This is a genomic window from Pseudomonas sp. SR18 (assembly GCF_023701505.1).
In the GTDB taxonomy this organism is placed as follows: Bacteria; Pseudomonadota; Gammaproteobacteria; order Pseudomonadales; family Pseudomonadaceae; genus Aquipseudomonas; species Aquipseudomonas cyclaminis.
Genome location: NZ_JAMQAU010000006.1, coordinates 210200 through 226436, shown reverse-complemented (window position 1 = coordinate 226436; position 16237 = coordinate 210200). Strand labels below are relative to the sequence as shown.

16 protein-coding genes are annotated in these 16237 nt (G+C 60.3%); 14 read left to right on the top strand and 2 right to left on the bottom strand.

Annotated features, from left to right (window positions below; genetic code table 11):
- The first annotated feature begins 3 nt into the window (after positions 1 to 3).
- The 12 genes from iolE to NDJ82_RS11920 all read left to right on the top strand — a co-directional run bounded on the left by iolE (position 4) and on the right by NDJ82_RS11920 (position 13229).
- Complete coding sequence (gene iolE / locus NDJ82_RS11975; protein ID WP_112194937.1) at positions 4 to 894, top strand: myo-inosose-2 dehydratase; 891 nt, start codon at positions 4 to 6, stop codon at positions 892 to 894.
- Positions 894 to 1682: a 5-deoxy-glucuronate isomerase gene (gene iolB, locus NDJ82_RS11970; protein WP_099585117.1), complete on the top strand. Its 789-nt coding sequence runs from the start codon at positions 894 to 896 to the stop codon at positions 1680 to 1682. The genes iolE and iolB overlap by 1 nt, the downstream gene beginning before the upstream one ends.
- A gap of 23 nt (positions 1683 to 1705) precedes the next feature.
- On the top strand, positions 1706 to 2521 hold the full coding sequence (locus NDJ82_RS11965; RefSeq protein ID WP_099585116.1) for a TIM barrel protein: 816 nt from the start codon (positions 1706 to 1708) through the stop codon (positions 2519 to 2521).
- 10 nt (positions 2522 to 2531) lie between these two features.
- Positions 2532 to 4463, top strand: coding sequence for a 3D-(3,5/4)-trihydroxycyclohexane-1,2-dione acylhydrolase (decyclizing) (gene iolD / locus NDJ82_RS11960; protein WP_250925520.1), 1932 nt, complete (start codon positions 2532 to 2534; stop codon positions 4461 to 4463).
- 19 nt (positions 4464 to 4482) lie between these two features.
- Complete coding sequence (gene iolG / locus NDJ82_RS11955) at positions 4483 to 5493, top strand: bifunctional inositol 2-dehydrogenase/D-chiro-inositol 1-dehydrogenase (protein WP_099585114.1); 1011 nt, start codon at positions 4483 to 4485, stop codon at positions 5491 to 5493.
- A 223-nt stretch (positions 5494 to 5716) separates the two neighbouring features.
- A complete protein-coding gene (locus NDJ82_RS11950; protein WP_250925519.1) occupies positions 5717 to 6745 on the top strand; it encodes a Gfo/Idh/MocA family protein in 1029 nt (342 codons plus the stop codon).
- Positions 6746 to 6873: 128 nt separating this feature from the next.
- Entirely contained in the window at positions 6874 to 7050 is a 177-nt protein-coding gene (locus NDJ82_RS11945; protein WP_012723783.1) for a hypothetical protein, read from the top strand.
- A 48-nt stretch (positions 7051 to 7098) separates the two neighbouring features.
- Positions 7099 to 8028: a sugar ABC transporter substrate-binding protein gene (locus tag NDJ82_RS11940; RefSeq protein ID WP_099585112.1), complete on the top strand. Its 930-nt coding sequence runs from the start codon at positions 7099 to 7101 to the stop codon at positions 8026 to 8028.
- A gap of 65 nt (positions 8029 to 8093) precedes the next feature.
- Positions 8094 to 9647, top strand: coding sequence for a sugar ABC transporter ATP-binding protein (locus tag NDJ82_RS11935; RefSeq protein ID WP_112194944.1), 1554 nt, complete (start codon positions 8094 to 8096; stop codon positions 9645 to 9647).
- 31 nt (positions 9648 to 9678) lie between these two features.
- Complete coding sequence (locus NDJ82_RS11930; protein ID WP_024076018.1) at positions 9679 to 10701, top strand: ABC transporter permease; 1023 nt, start codon at positions 9679 to 9681, stop codon at positions 10699 to 10701.
- A 345-nt stretch (positions 10702 to 11046) separates the two neighbouring features.
- Positions 11047 to 11451, top strand: coding sequence for a TraR/DksA family transcriptional regulator (locus NDJ82_RS11925; protein ID WP_010564800.1), 405 nt, complete (start codon positions 11047 to 11049; stop codon positions 11449 to 11451).
- Positions 11452 to 11546: 95 nt separating this feature from the next.
- Positions 11547 to 13229, top strand: a complete 1683-nt coding sequence (locus NDJ82_RS11920) for a methyl-accepting chemotaxis protein (RefSeq protein ID WP_502941237.1) — start codon at positions 11547 to 11549, stop codon at positions 13227 to 13229.
- Positions 13230 to 13277: 48 nt separating this feature from the next.
- Here the strand turns inward: NDJ82_RS11920 and NDJ82_RS11915 are convergent, their stop codons facing one another.
- Together NDJ82_RS11915 and NDJ82_RS11910 are read right to left on the bottom strand one after the other, a co-directional pair.
- Positions 13278 to 13514 carry a DUF2789 domain-containing protein gene (locus NDJ82_RS11915; RefSeq protein WP_191948423.1) on the bottom strand — a complete coding sequence of 79 codons (237 nt, stop codon included), beginning with the start codon at positions 13512 to 13514 and terminating at the stop codon, positions 13278 to 13280.
- Positions 13515 to 13585: 71 nt separating this feature from the next.
- Entirely contained in the window at positions 13586 to 13816 is a 231-nt protein-coding gene (locus tag NDJ82_RS11910; RefSeq protein WP_099585108.1) for a hypothetical protein, read from the bottom strand.
- Between the two features lie 777 nt (positions 13817 to 14593).
- Here NDJ82_RS11910 and NDJ82_RS11900 point away from each other — a divergent pair.
- A complete protein-coding gene (locus NDJ82_RS11900) occupies positions 14594 to 15064 on the top strand; it encodes a hypothetical protein (protein WP_099585106.1) in 471 nt (156 codons plus the stop codon).
- A gap of 133 nt (positions 15065 to 15197) precedes the next feature.
- Entirely contained in the window at positions 15198 to 16199 is a 1002-nt protein-coding gene (locus tag NDJ82_RS11895; protein WP_158878672.1) for an ABC transporter substrate-binding protein, read from the top strand.
- Positions 16200 to 16237 lie beyond the last annotated feature (38 nt).

Genomic DNA, 16237 nt, shown 5'->3' with positions numbered 1-16237 from the left:
GCCATGCCCGCAATCCGAATTGGCATCAACCCGATCTCCTGGAGCAACGACGACCTGCCAGCCCTGGGCGGTGAAACGCCGCTGAGCACCGCCTTGAGCGAGGGCAAGGAAATCGGCTACGAAGGTTTTGAACTCAACGGTAAATTCCCCAAGGACGCCAAGGGCGTCGGCGATGTACTGCGCCCTTATGACCTGGCGCTGGTCTCCGGCTGGTATTCCAGCCGCCTGGCCCGCCGCTCGGTGGCCGAAGAAATCGAAGCCATCACCGCTCACGTCGAATTACTGAAACAGAATGGCGCCAACGTGCTGGTTTACGGTGAGGTGGCCGATTCGATCCAGGGCTCGCGCATTCGCCTGATCGAACGCCCGCGTTTCCATAGCGAGCAGGCCTGGCAGGCGTACGCCGACAAGCTCACCGAGTTGGCGCGCTTCACCCTGTCCCAAGGCGTACGTCTTGCCTATCACCATCATATGGGCGCCTACGTCGAATCCCCGGAAGACATCGACCAGTTGATGAAAAGAACCGGCCCGGAAGTCGGCCTGCTGTTTGATTCGGGTCACTGCTATATGGGCGGCGGCGAACCGCTGGAGGTGCTGCGCAAGCACATCGACCGCGTCTGCCACGTGCATTTCAAGGACGTGCGCAAACCGGTGGTGCAACTGGCGCGCAACCAGATGTGGAGCTTCCCGGACTGCATCGTCAACGGCACGTTTACCGTGCCCGGCGATGGCGATATCGACTTTGCCGAGTTGCTCGATGTGCTGCTCGCGGCGAAATACGAGGGTTGGCTGGTGGTGGAAGCCGAGCAGGATCCGGCAGTGGCGCCCAGCTATATCTACGCGAAAAAGGGTTATGACACCCTGCGCGCTCTGCTCACAGAGAGGACCCAGTGATGAGCCTGTTGGTCAAAAGCAGCAAACGCGGGCAAACCATGGTTGCCCTGGAAGAGGGCCGGCTGGAATACGTCGGGTTCAAAGCCTACCGCCTGAGCCTGGGCGAAACCCTGCCGGTCAGCGCTGGCGATAAAGAGCTGTGCCTGGTGCTGCTCAGCGGTCGGGTGAACATCGAAGGCGAGGGCTTCAACTGGCAGAACCTCGGCGATCGCCAGTCGGTGTTCGAGGACAAGTCCCCGTTCGCCGCCTACCTGCCGCCGGGCGCCGACGCCCAGGTGACCGCCTTGAGCGACGTGCAGATTGCCGTCTGCGCCGCCCCCGGTGCCGGCGGTTACGAACCACGCCTGATCCGCCCCGAAGACTGCAAGCGCAGCGTGCGTGGCAAAGGTGCCAACACGCGCTATGTGTGCGACATCCTGCCCGACACTTCGCCGGCCCATTCGCTGCTGGTGGTGGAAGTGCGCACGCCGTCGGGGCATTCGTCGAGTTACCCGCCGCACAAGCACGACACCGACGACCTGCCGCACCAGAGCTTCCTGGAAGAAACCTACTACCACCAGATCAACCCGCCCCAGGGTTTTGTGTTCCAGCGGGTCTATACCGACGACCGCAGCATTGACCAGGCCATGGCCGTGGAAAACAGCGACCTGGTGGTGGTGCCCAAGGGCTATCACCCGGTCAGCGTGCCGTACGGCTACGAATCTTATTACCTGAACGTGATGGCGGGGCCCAAGCGCGCCTGGCATTTCCACAACGACCCGCAGCACAGTTGGCTGCTGGACCTTTAAGCGGTTTTGGACGGAGAACAACAATGAAGTCGCCTCTACGCTTTGCCCTGAACCGCATGGTCGCACCCAACCTGTCCCTGCCGGATTTCATCCAGTTGGCGGCCGCGCTCAAGTGCGATGCCATCGAAATTCGCAATGACCTGAAAAACCGTGAAATCGAGTACGGCACCCCGGCCAGCCGCGTGCGTGAGTTGTGCGCGGTGCAGGGCATTACCGTGCTGTCGATCAACGCGCTGTACCCCTTTGATGTGTGGAACGACGAGCGCCGCGCCCAGGCGATCAAACTCGCCACCTACGCCCGTGAATGCGGCGCCCAAGGGCTGGTGATGTGCCCGCTCAATGAGCCCGGCGACACGCGCAACGATGCCCAGCGCGCCGCCGGTTTGCGCACCGCGTTGAGCGAGTTGGCGCCGATCCTGCGCGAGTACGGGATTCTCGGTTTCGTCGAACCCCTGGGCTTCGAAGAATCCGCCCTGCGCCGCAAGCGTGTGGCGGTGGATGCGATCAAGTCCATCGGCGGCCTGGATGTGTTCCGTGTGGTGCATGACACCTTCCACCATCACCTGGCCAATGAGCACGAGTTCTTCCCGGAGCTGACCGGCCTGGTGCATATCTCCGGTGTGGAAGATGCCGACGCGCCGCTCAACTCGATTCGCGACGGCCACCGTGTGCTGGTGGGTGAGGGCGACATCCTCGGCAATGCCGCGCAGATCGACACCTTGCTCAGCACCGGTTACAGCGGCTACCTGTCGTTCGAGCCGTTTGCGACCAGCGTGCATGAGTTGGCGGATATCCAGCAGGCGTTGGGGGCAAGCATTGCCCACCTGCAAAATCGTTAAGGGGCGCGACATGACCACCACCCGACTGACCATGGCCCAGGCCTTGGTGAAGTTCCTGGATAACCAATACATCGAAGTCGATGGCGTGCAGAGCAAATTTGTCGCCGGCGTGTTCACCATTTTCGGTCACGGCAATGTGCTGGGCCTGGGCCAGGCGCTGGAGCAGGACAGCGGCGACCTGGTGGTGCATCAGGGCCGCAACGAGCAGGGCATGGCCCACGCCGCCATCGGGTTTGCCAAGCAGCATCTGCGCCGCAAGATCTATGCGTGCACCGCCTCCGTCGGGCCCGGCGCCGCCAATATGTTGACCGCTGCGGCGACCGCCACGGCCAACCGTATTCCGTTGCTGCTGCTGCCCGGCGACGTGTACGCCAGCCGTCAGCCGGACCCGGTGCTGCAACAGATCGAGCAGTTCCATGACCTGAGCATCAGCACCAACGATGCATTCCGTTCGGTGAGCAAATACTGGGACCGTATCAACCGTCCCGAGCAACTGATGACCGCTGCGATCCATGCGATGCGCGTGCTCACCGACCCTGCGGAAACCGGCGCCGTGACCCTGGCGCTGCCTCAGGACGTGCAGGCCGAAGCCTGGGACTACCCCGACTATTTCCTGCAAAAACGTGTGCACCGACTCGATCGTCGTCCGGCCACTGCCGCGATGATCGGCGATGCATTGGCCGCTTTCCGGGGCAAGCGCAAACCGTTGATCATCTGCGGCGGCGGCGTGAAGTACTCCGGCGCGAATGCGGCGTTGCAGGCGTTTGCCGAGCGTTTTGATATTCCGTTCGCGGAAACCCAGGCGGGCAAGAGCGCGGTGGTCTCCAGCCATCCGCTGAATGTCGGCGGCATCGGCGAAACCGGCTGCCTGGCGGCCAACCTGCTGGCGCCCGAGGCGGACCTGATCATTGGTATCGGCACCCGTTACACCGACTTCACCACCTCGTCGAAATCGCTGTTCAAGCATGGCGAGGTGAGGTTCCTCAACCTCAATATCAGCCTCGCCGACGCCTTGAAGCTGGACGGCGTGCAGGTGTTGGCCGATGCCAAGCTGGCCCTGGAAGCGCTGGCCGATGCCCTCGGCGATTACCGCTCTGGCTGGGGCGGGCAGGTTGCCGAGGCCAAGGCGCAGTTGGACGCCGAAGTGGACCGCGTGCACCAGGTGGAATACGAAGGTGACGGCTTCGTCCCCGAGGTCGACGACCACCTGGATCGCGCCGTACTGCGTGAATTTATCGAGTTGACCGGCTCCTGCCTGACCCAAAGCCGCGTGCTTGGCGTGCTCAACGAAACCCTGGCCGACGACGCGATCATCGTTGCCGCCGCCGGCAGCCTGCCGGGCGATTTGCAACGCGCCTGGCGCAGCAAGGGCGTGAATACCTACCACGTCGAATACGGCTACTCGTGCATGGGCTACGAGATCAACGCGGCCCTCGGCGTGAAGCTGGCCGAGCCGACCAAAGAGGTCTACGCGCTGGTCGGCGATGGCTCCTACATGATGCTGCATTCGGAGCTGGCCACCTCGATCCAGGAGCGGCGCAAGATCAACGTGGTGCTGCTGGACAACATGGCCTTCGGTTGCATCAACAACTTGCAGATCGGCAATGGCATGGACAGTTTCGGCACCGAGTTCCGCTACCGCAACCCCGAGAGCGGCAAGCTCGACGGCGGGTTGGTGCCGGTGGATTTCGCCATGAGTGCGGCGGCCTATGGCTGCAAGACCTACAAGGTCAGCACCGTGGAACAGCTTGAAGCGGCCCTGGCCGATGCGCGTACGCAAACCGTGTCGACCCTGATCGACATCAAAGTGCTGCCCAAGACCATGATCCACGGCTATCTGTCGTGGTGGCGGGTGGGGGTGGCGCAGGTGTCCACCAGCGAACGCACGAATGCCGCAGCGAAAAAACTCAATGAACACCTGGCGAAGGCCCGGCAGTACTAATAACAAGAGGAGTGTTTGTATGTCGTTGAAGCTTGGAGTGATCGGTACCGGTGCCATCGGCCGTGACCATATTCGTCGTTGCAGCCAGACCCTGCTTAACAGCCAGGTGGTGGCGGTCACCGATATCAACCTTGAGCAAGCCGCCAAGGTGGTTGCCGATTTGAAGCTGGACGCCGAGGTGTATCCGGACGGCCATGCGCTGATCAACTCGCCGCAGGTCGAGGCCGTTCTCGTGACTTCCTGGGGCCCGAGCCACGAAGAATTCGTGCTCGCCGCCATTGCCGCCGGCAAGCCGGTGTTCTGTGAAAAGCCCCTGGCGGTGACTGCCGAAGGCTGCCGCAAGATCGTCGAGGCCGAAGTGGCCCACGGCAAGCGCCTGGTGCAAGTGGGTTTCATGCGCCCTTACGACGAAGGCTATCGCGCCCTCAAGGCAGTGATCGACAGCGGCCAGATCGGCGAGCCGTTGATGCTGCACTGCGCGCACCGCAACCCGACGGTGGGCGAGAACTACAAGACCGACATGGCGATCACCGACACCCTGATCCACGAGCTGGACGTGCTGCGCTGGTTGCTCAATGACGACTACGTTTCCGTGCAAGTGGTGTTCCCGCGCAAAACCAGCAAGGCCCTGGCCCACCTGCGTGACCCGCAGATCGTTCTGCTGGAAACCGCCAAGGGCACGCGCATCGACGTGGAAGTGTTTGTGAACTGCCAGTACGGCTATGACATCCAATGCGAAGTGGTAGGGGAGACCGGCATCGCCAAACTGCCGGAGCCTTCACAAGTGCAGATGCGCAGCGGCGCCAAGCTGTCGAACGCGATTCTGATGGACTGGAAGGACCGGTTTATCGGCGCCTATGACGTTGAGTTGCAGGCCTTTATCGACAGCGTGCGCGCCGGGCAAGTCGGCGGGCCGTCGGCGTGGGATGGGTTTGCAGCGGCAGTGGCGGCAGATGCGTGCATCCAGGCGCAGAGCAGCGAGCAGATCGTCAAGGTGAGCTTGCCGGATCGTCCGCACTTCTACGGCTGACACTCGGTCGAGGTTGGAGGGGGCATGGGTATCTACGCAATTCTCAAAGGCTTACACATAACACTGTGGTGAGCGGGCTTGCCCCGGGGCAAGCCCGCTCACCACAACAGCCCATTGCCATAGATTCAACATCCACTCGAAGTTGTGTAGATACCTATGCTCATCGGGGGCTTGCCCCCCTCCCACATTTGATTGGGTTTGCACTTTAAAGAAGGAGTGAATCATGCGAATCGGACTAGTCGGCTACGGCCATGGAGGGCGCTTTTTTCATGCGCCGCTGATTGCCACATTGCCCGGCGCCACGTTCGTTGGCGTCGTCACCCGTTCTCCTGAGCGGCGCCTACAGTTGAATACCGACCACCCAGGCGTCCAGGCTTTCAACTCCATCGGCCAGATTGTCGAAGCCGGTGTCGACGCGCTGGTCATCTCCACCACCCTCAAAGGCCGCCCGGCCCTGGTGCTGGAGGCCATTGAACACGGCGTCGCGGTGGTCAGCGACAAACCCTTTGCCGCCAACGCCGAACAGGCCCAGGCGCTGATCACGGCCGCCGAGCGCCATGAGGTGCTGCTGAGCGTTTACCAGAACCGCCGCTGGGACTCGGACTACCTGACCTTGCGCAAACTGATCGACGCCGGCGCCCTGGGCACCATCACCCGTTTCGAATCCCGCGTGGAACGCTACAGCCCCCAAGCGGTGGGCAATGCCAGTGGCGGCGGTTGGCTGCGTGATTTGGGCAGCCATTTGGTGGACCAGGCACTGCAACTGTTCGGCCCGGTGGAGCGGGTGTTTGCGCAATTGCACTACACCGCCGAACACCCCAGTGTCGACCACGGTTTTTTTGTCTCCCTGACCCACGCCAACGGGGTGATTTCCCACCTGTGGGGCAACGCCCTGCAAAACAGCCAGGCCCCGCGTTTTCGCGTCAGTGGCAGTTTGGGTTGTTACACGGTGGACGGCCTCGATGGCCAGGAAGAAGCGCTGATGGCCGGCAAATCGCCGAAAACCGAAGGCGAGCACTGGGGCGCCGAGGAGCACCGACGCTGGGGTTGGTTCGAGCAAGGGGATGAGCGTGAACGGGTGCCATCGGAAAAGGGCTGCTGGACGCAGTTCTATCGTCAATTGCAAGCCGCCGTGCAAGGGCAGGGACCTTTACCGGTAAACGCCTATGAGGCGCTGGAAACCACCCGTATATTGGACGCCGCACGCCTGAGCGCCGAGCGCCAGCAGGTGGTTTCAACAAAAATAGAATAAAATTCTAAAACAGGTTGATATGGAAATTATTTTCCAATAAAGTCTTTTCCAGGTTGCATAAAGTACGTCTTGGGCTCGACCCCGGCGACTCAACAAAAACAAGATCAAAAACAACCAGGTACCGTCAGATGAAAATCTTCAACGCTGTACTGCGAGTTTTACGCCCTGCTCACACGCCACGCGGTCTGCCCCGCGCCCGGCCGTTCTACTTCTCCTTCCTTAATGTGCTGTGCGTCGAAAACAAAGGCGCGCTGGTCTGCTGCATTCCTGGCGCACCGGTCGTACGACTGCCCGCCGAGCTCTGATAAACGCAACGTCCAAAAAACCAACAAGAAAGTGGAGACAGACCGTTCATGAAGACCCCGATCCGTTTTACCGCGCTGGCCCTGTCCATGCTGCTCGCCAGCGGTGTTGCCTCGGCTGCTGATCTGAAGATAGGCGTGAGCATGTCCGCCTTCGATGACACCTTCCTCACCTACCTGCGCGAAGACATGGACAAGCAAGCCAAGTCCTACCCTAAAGGTGACGGCGTGCAGCTGCAGTTCGAAGACGCCCGCGCCGACGTGGTGAAGCAACTGAGCCAGGTCGAGAACTTTATCAGCCAGAAGGTCGACGCCATCATCGTCAACCCGGTGGACACTGCCTCTACGGCGAACATCATCAAGGCCGCTACCGCCGCAAAAATTCCGCTGGTGTTCGTCAACCGCCGCCCCGACAGCCCAACGTTGGCGCCAGGCGTCGCGGCAGTGGTGTCCGATGACGTCGAGGCCGGCAAACTGCAAATGCAATACATCGCCGAAAAACTCGGCGGCAAGGGCAACGTCGTGATCCTGTTGGGTGACCTGGCGAACAACTCCACCACCAACCGCACCAAGGGTGTGAAGGAAGTCCTGACCAAGTACCCAGGCATCAAGATCGAGCAGGAACAGACCGGCATCTGGTTGCGTGACAGGGGCATGACCCTGGTCAACGACTGGTTGACTCAAGGCCGCGATTTCGACGCGGTGCTGGCCAACAACGATGAAATGGCGATTGGCGCGTCCATGGCGCTGAAATCGGCAGGCAAGAAAGGCGTACTGATCGCGGGTGTCGACGGCACGCCGGACGGCCTCAACGCGATCACCAAGGGCGACATGACCGTGTCGGCCTTCCAGGATGCCAAGGGCCAGGCGGACAAATCGGTGGAGACGGCGCGCAAGATGGCCAAGAACGAACCCATCGAGCAGAACGTGGTGATCCCGTTCCAGTTGATCACCCCGGACAACGTCAAAGACTTCAAGTAGCCCTGACATAACAACAATAAGCCGGCAGGGCGGTCGTGCCCGCCCTGCTGATGGAGTACCTCCCTATGCTCGCTCAAGCCGCTGTCTCGCAGCCCCCCGGTCTCCAGCCGCTGGCGCTGGAAGAACCCTACCTGCTGGAAATCGTCAACATCAGCAAAGGCTTTCCCGGCGTCGTGGCCCTGGCCGACGTGCAACTGCGTGTACGCCCTGGCACCGTGCTGGCGCTGATGGGCGAGAACGGTGCAGGTAAGTCGACCTTGATGAAAATCATCGCCGGCATCTATCAGCCCGACGCCGGTGAAATCCGCCTGCGCGGCAAGCCCATCGTATTTGAAACGCCCCTGGCGGCCCAGAAGGCCGGGATCGCGATGATCCACCAGGAACTCAACCTGATGCCGCACATGAGCATCGCCGAAAACATCTGGATCGGCCGCGAGCAGCTCAACAGCCTGCACATGGTCAACCACCGCGAAATGCACCGCTGCACCGCCGAGTTGCTGGCGCGCCTGCGCATCAACCTCGATCCGGAAGAACACGTCGGCAACCTGAGCATCGCCGAGCGACAGATGGTCGAGATTGCCAAGGCGGTGTCCTACGACTCCGACATCCTGATCATGGACGAACCGACGTCGGCCATTACCGAGAAGGAAGTGGCCCACCTGTTTTCGATCATTGCCGACCTCAAGTCACAGGGCAAAGGCATCGTCTACATCACCCATAAAATGAACGAAGTGTTTGCGATCGCCGATGAAGTGGCGGTGTTCCGTGACGGCCATTACATCGGCCTGCAACGTGCCGACAGCATGAACAGCGACAGCCTGATCTCGATGATGGTCGGGCGTGAGCTGAGCCAGTTGTTCCCGGTGCGCGAAACGCCTATCGGCGAGCTGTTGATGTCGGTGCGCGACCTGACCCTGGACGGCGTGTTCAAGGACGTCTCCTTCGATCTGCATGCCGGCGAGATCCTCGGTATTGCCGGGCTGATGGGCTCTGGCCGCACCAACGTGGCGGAAACCATCTTTGGCATCACCCCCAGCAGCAGCGGCCAGATCACCCTGGATGGCGCACCGGTACGCATTACCGACCCGCACATGGCCATCGAGAAAGGCTTCGCGCTGCTGACCGAGGACCGCAAGCTCAGTGGGCTGTTCCCGTGCCTGTCGGTGCTGGAAAACATGGAGATGGCCGTGTTGCCGCATTATTCGGGCAACGGTTTTATCCAGCAGAAAGCCCTGCGCGCCTTGTGTGAGGAGATGTGCAAGAAGCTGCGGGTGAAGACTCCGTCGCTTGAGCAGTGCATCGACACCTTGTCCGGCGGCAACCAGCAGAAAGCCTTGCTCGCCCGTTGGCTGATGACCAATCCACGCTTGCTGATCCTGGATGAGCCGACTCGCGGTATCGACGTCGGCGCCAAGGCCGAGATCTATCGCTTGATCTCGTTCCTGGCCAGCGAAGGCATGGCGGTGATCATGATTTCCTCGGAGCTGCCTGAAGTGCTGGGCATGAGCGACCGGGTGATGGTGATGCACGAAGGTGAACTGATGGGCACCCTGGACCGTGCGGATGCGACCCAGGAAAAAGTCATGCAGTTGGCCTCCGGTATGTCCGTGGTCCACTGAAGAATTGCACAGAATAAGAAGGTGATTGGCTATGAACGCAATAACAGACAACAAGCCTGCCACGGCACCGGTCAAGCACCGGCGGCGACTGCCCACCGAGCTGAGCATCTTCCTGGTGCTGATCGGCATCGGCCTGGTGTTTGAGTTGTTCGGCTGGATCGTGCGGGACCAGAGCTTTTTGATGAACTCCCAGCGCCTGGTGCTGATGATCCTGCAGGTGTCGATCATCGGCCTGCTGGCCATCGGGGTGACCCAGGTAATCATTACCACGGGGATTGATTTGTCGTCCGGGTCGGTTTTGGCGCTGTCGGCGATGATCGCTGCCAGTTTGGCGCAGACCTCCGACTTTTCCCGAGCCGTGTTCCCAAGCCTGACCGATTTGCCGGTGTGGATCCCGGTAGCGATGGGGCTGGGTGTGGGACTGCTGGCGGGGGCGATCAACGGCAGCATCATTGCTGTCACCGGTATCCCGCCGTTTATCGCCACACTGGGCATGATGGTGTCGGCCCGTGGCCTGGCGCGTTACTACACTGAAGGCCAGCCGGTGAGCATGCTTTCGGACTCGTACACGGCCATCGGTCATGGCGCGATGCCGGTGATCATCTTCCTGGTGGTGGCGGTGATCTTCCATATCGCCCTGCGCTACACCAAGTACGGCAAGTACACCTATGCCATCGGCGGCAACATGCAGGCGGCGCGGACCTCGGGGATCAACGTCAAGCGCCACCTGATCATCGTCTACAGCATCGCGGGCCTACTGGCTGGCCTGGCCGGTGTGGTGGCCTCGGCACGCGCTGCCACCGGGCAGGCGGGCATGGGCATGTCCTATGAGCTGGACGCGATTGCTGCGGCGGTCATCGGCGGCACCAGCCTGGCGGGCGGGGTAGGGCGCATCACCGGCACGGTGATCGGCGCGCTGATCCTCGGGGTGATGGCCAGCGGGTTTACGTTTGTGGGTGTGGATGCGTATATCCAGGACATCATCAAGGGCTTGATCATTGTGGTGGCGGTGGTCATCGACCAATACCGCAACAAGCGCAAACTCAAGCGCTGACGCAGTACAAAATGTGGGAGGGGGCTTGCCCCCCTACCACATTTGAAAATCACCAGGCAGATCTAACCGTTTGTCTTCTATATAGCTCCACAAACTTGAATTTCTTGCTATAAACGCACTCCGATAACCGTTCGCCAAGCCCGTTCTGGTGCCTTTTGGGGTTGTATCGGTAAAAATGCCTGTCTTTTCAGTTGCTGCGCCCTCAAGTCGGCCTTAGACTGCCGCCCCTCGTAAATTGAGTGCCGGGTGGCGCTTGGAATGGATGGCGCCCTTCCGAGACCTGCAGAGGTCGGCCGGAACGCTCCCTTATTCGCCTTAATGCACGTATTTTTTATAGAGAAATCAATGACAAAGGAAAAGTTGCTGGCCATGCCGGCGGATGACTACATGAATGCCGAACAGCACGCTTTTTTTGAGCAGTTGCTGCAAGACATGAAAGTGGAGCACCACGAGCGCATTGAACAGAACCGTATCGCCATTGAAAGCCTGGACACCCCGGCTGACCCGGCCGACGCTGCTTCCGTGGAAGAAGAGCGCACCTGGTTGGTAAACGCCATCGACCGCGACCAGCGCATGCTGCCGCAACTTGAGCGTGCACTGGAACGCATCAAGGAAGATTCCTTTGGCTGGTGCGATGACAGCGGCGAGCCTATCGGCCTCAAGCGCCTGCTGATCAGCCCGACCACCAAGTACTGCATCGAAGCGCAAGAGCGCCACGAGCAGATCGACAAGCACCAGCGTCAAGCCTGATGCGGTGAAGCTGGGGGCCGTGTAGGCGGCTCCCCAGAGAAAAACCCGTTACACCCCGTCTATTGATCTGCTGCAAGCCACCCCACTAAAGGCCCATGGATAATGGCCCGATAGTGGCGTTTAATGCAGGCACAATAACGACAAGCAGCGGGGTAACGAAGATGGCTGGAGACGGAACTCTGATGGGCGCAGCAGTGCCACCCGATGCGGTGGTGCGCGGGTTGCCCGGCTGGTTGATGCCGCTCTTGCAGAGCACCGCCCTGGTGCTGGTCCTGCTGGGCCTTGCGTTGGCCAGCCTGCCGCTGTATCTCTGCCTGCCATTGACCTTGCTGGTCATCTGGTTGCCCCGCCTCAAAAGTCCCAAGCCTGTGATTGCGCAGTCTGATGCCGCCGATACGATGGGCGAGCTGACCCGCGATCTGTCCTATACCACCAGCCATAACGCACTGTCCGCCGCCGGCGTGGCCTATTCGGTCAAGCAACTGGCTGCGCGTGTGCAGTCGCAATTGAGCGCGGCCAAGCAGATTGTCAACAATGCCGAAGTGATGATCGGCACCGAGAAGATCACCTCCCAACTCAGCCGTGAGGCCTTGGCGGCCGCCAGCCAGGCCCATCAGCGCAGCACTGAAGGTCGTGAAGTGCTGGCCCAGTCGATCATCCGCATGCATCAGCTCAGCCAGCGCGCCAACGCCAGCCGCGAGCTGATCGAAGCCTTGAGTCAGCGCAGCGAAGAAATCCAGCGCGTCACCCTGGTGATTCAGTCCATCGCCAGCCAGACCAACTTGCTGGCGCTTAACGCCGCGATTGAAGCGGCGCGGGCCGGTGAGCATGGGCGCGGGTTTGCCGTGGTGGCGGACGAAGTGCGCGGGCTGGCCGGTCGTACCGCCACGGCCACCGATGAAGTCGGGGTGATGGTGGCGGACATCCAACAGCGCACGGCTCAGGTGGTGGAGCAGATTCGCCAGTTGTCGGCGGATCTGCACACCGGCGTCGAGCAAGTGGAGCAAGCCGGCGAGCAACTGCACAGCATCGCCAGCCTGGCGGCGGATGTGGAAGGGCAGGTCAGTGAGATCGCCCAGGGTACCGACACCAACCGCGCCCAACTCGATAGCTTGTTCCACGCCGTTGAGCAGATGCGCAGCGACCTGGACGTGAGCGACCAGCAAACCCGCCAACTGGCCGACGCCGCCGTGCAAATGGAGGGGCAGGCAGAAACCATCAGCGAACGCCTGGCGGAGGTCGGGCTGGATGACTATCACCAGCGTGTCTACGACCTGGCGCGCGAAGGGGCCAGCCGCATTGCCGCGCAGTTCGAGGCAGACGTGCAGCAAAGCCGCATCAGCCTGGACGACTTGTTCGACCGCAGCTACACGCCAATCCCCAAAACCAGCCCGAGCAAGTACCACACGCGCTTCGACGGTTACACCGACCAGGTGTTGCCGGCGATTCAGGAGGCGCTGCTGCCGCGTCACGAAGGGCTGGTGTTTGCGATTGCCTGCACGCCCCAAGGCTATGTGCCGACCCACAACAAGGCGTTTTCCCAGGCGCTGACCGGAGATGCCCAGGTGGATGCGGTGCAGAATCGCACCAAGCGCAAGTTCGAGGACCGCACAGGGATTCGTTGTGGCAGCCATCAGCAAGCGGTGCTGTTACAGACCTATACCCGTGATACCGGCGAGCTGATGCATGACCTGTCGGTGCCGATCATGGTTCTGGGGCGGCATTGGGGTGGCTTGCGTCTGGGGTATAAGCCTGAGGGCGCGAAGGCTCTGCGTTAGGCGCTTGTGCAAGCGCCTGCGAGCTGCAGGCGGTTTGCGGCGACGGGGTTACCGAGGTTGATGCAGGCGCTGGTTGAGCTCATCCACGCAGATGGCCCATTCGGCGTCTTCATGCAGTTCTTCCTTGAGAAACCGAGCCTGTTGCGGCGTCCAGAACGGGGCGTCGATCAATTTGACGTCGTCACGCAGCGGGTGCGCGACAATGAAAGCGTCGATGGCTTGCGGCGACGAGTCCAGGCCCAGTTGTTCAAATAACGTTTCGAGTGTAGGTAGTGGCGCGTCCATATCAGTCTCCCTGCGGTTTTAGGATCGTTACGCATGGGAGGCTTGTGGCGCGGTAGAGTTCGATCGGATTGTCAGGAGGTCAGCGCCCCTGAATCCACTGCGGTCTTGAGCGCCAGGGCGGACTCCTTGCCAGCGATGGCAGCGGTATCCAGTGTCTTGAACCAACGGTCCTTTTCCACCTGGTGCGTGGTGACGGTGGTCAACGGTGGCTTGGCGCGCATCACGATCACTGCTTGAAACTCACCGTCTACTTCCCTTGCGTCGCCGTGGATGAAAAATTCGCCAATATCAAATTCCGTCACGTATAGCCTTCCCTTCGAGGTAACTAACTGCACTGATGAAACCTGACCCAAGCGGGGCCAATTTCAATGGACGGGCCAGTATGGCAGTTGTTGAGGGGCGGCGGCGCAGTAAAGTCATCCGGGTGACGAAACGATCCCGTCGTGCAGGGAGGCCTCCAGCCGCTTGGCCAGTTCGCAGGCCTGGACATGGTCGCTGCGAAAGCCTTTGATCCTGCCGCTGGTGACTTCGCGGATATGAAAGAAGTTTCTTCCGGCCGGTACTACCTGGTAAAGAATAGAATTGGGGTACCCGTTGGGACTGTGCAAGCAGTAGTATTGGTGTTCGTCCTGAAACGATGAGCGAGTTCGGGAAGACGTAGCGTCGTTTGGGCGTCGGTGCATGGTCGGCTCCTGTCGATCGATCTTTGTTGACCCAGCAGCAGCGTTACAGGTGGTTTTAACCCGCGTTGCTGTTTTAGTATTGTCGTCGGCAGCCGGCCGTTGGTTCCATGCCAGGCTGTCCTGGCTTGTTTGAATTGTCGGAAACTACGTTTTTTAAGGGCGTTATTCTCTGAAGCGGGTCGACCGGTATTCTCTGGTTATTGAACCTGTGATCTCCTGTGATGGCTGATGACCTTGCACAAGGCTCATTGTGTACGTCGGTACTAGTCTTCGGATGCAGCCGCGAGATCTTCTTCAGTTTTTCTATGAATGTGTTGTGTGATCGTGCCGAGATGGCCGTTTTTTTGTGCTGCCCGCTCTGGCGGACAGCGCTCTTTTCGATGTGGGGGCGTTTCCTTGGCAGTCAGTAATCTGGATATGCACGCGTTGTTCGTGCTGGGTGATTTGCGCGCAAAGTTGGTCAAGCAGTTTCAATCCCGTTTCGTTTACATCACTGAGCAGACGCCAGAAGGCATCTACGTTGCCGAAATCGACACCGAGGCAGCGATGGTCGTGGATGACAAACCGCGCCTGGAGCTCAAGGTGGGTGACCATTTTCGTGCTGCGGTACTGCCCAGTCGCGAAGGTGGCAAGTTCGAACTCAAGTTCCGCGATATCAAGTTGACGGTGTATGGCCTGGGCGACTACGCCTTTGTGTCGACGGCCGATGGCTACGGCATCGTCTTCAAGGAAGGCCACAGCGTGATGCTGGTATTTGCGGCCAACGAACAACTGCAGGAAGGCCTGACCAAAACCCTCAAGGCCGTGACCGGCAAGGCCGCCAAATGGCGCAAGGGTGAGCTGGTGACATTCAAGGCCAGCGAATAACCAGCAAATACAGCGAACATCTCCTATCTCCCGGAACCTCTACTACAGTTGAGTTGACTTAACTATTCAGAGGCTTCGCGCTTAGTCAGCAAAGCCGTCCGCTGTTTGCTGTGATATCGCGAGGTGCAAGGGCATGAAAGGATTGAGAACGCTGTTGGCGGCGTCGTTGACGGCCATGAGCCTGTCAGTGTCGGCCGCACAGGCGCCGGTACACTTTGCCGACCTGAACTGGGAAAGCGGCAGCCTGATCACCGAAATACTGCGGGTGATTGTCGAGAAGGGTTATGACCTGCCCACCGACACCTTGCCCGGCACCACCATTACGCTGGAAACCGCCCTGGCCAAGGACGACATCCAGGTCATCGGTGAAGAGTGGGCGGGACGCAGCCCGGTGTGGGTCAAGGCCGAAGCCGAGGGTAAGGTTGCGGGCTTGGGCGATACGGTCAAAGGTGCCACCGAGGGTTGGTGGGTGCCGGAATACGTGGTCAAGGGCGATCCCGCCAAAGGTATCAAGCCCCTGGCGCCGGACCTCAAGAGCGTGAAGGACCTGGCCCGTTACAAGGATGTGTTCAAGGACCCGGAATCCCCAGGCAAGGGGCGCTTTCTCAACAGCCCCATCGGCTGGACCTCGGAAGTGGTCAACAAGCAGAAGCTTAAAGCTTATGGCCTTGACGACAGCTACGTGAACTTTCGCAGTGGTTCGGGGGCGGCGCTGGATGCCGAAATTGCCTCGTCGATCCGCCGGGGCAAGCCGGTGTTGTTTTACTACTGGTCGCCGACGCCCTTGATGGGCCGCTATAAGTTGATCCAGTTGGAAGAGCCGCCGTTCGATGCCGAAGCCTGGAAAACGCTGACGGATGCGGATAATCCCGATCCAAAGCCTACGCGGTCCCTGGCGTCCAAATTGAGCATTGGTGTGTCTACCCCGTTCCAGAAGGAACATCCGCAGATTGCGGCAGTTTTCGAGAAGGTCGAATTTCCGATAGAGCCGCTGAATAAAGCCTTGGCGAGCATGAGCGAGAAGCACACACCGCCACGGGAGGTGGCTCAGGTGTTCTTGAAAGAGCACCCTGAAGTGTGGAAGGCCTGGTTACCGGAGGATGTGGCGGGGAAGGTGGAGGCAAGCTTGAAGTGAGTCTTGCTAGCTGCTGAAGGTCAAACTGTGGGAGCGAG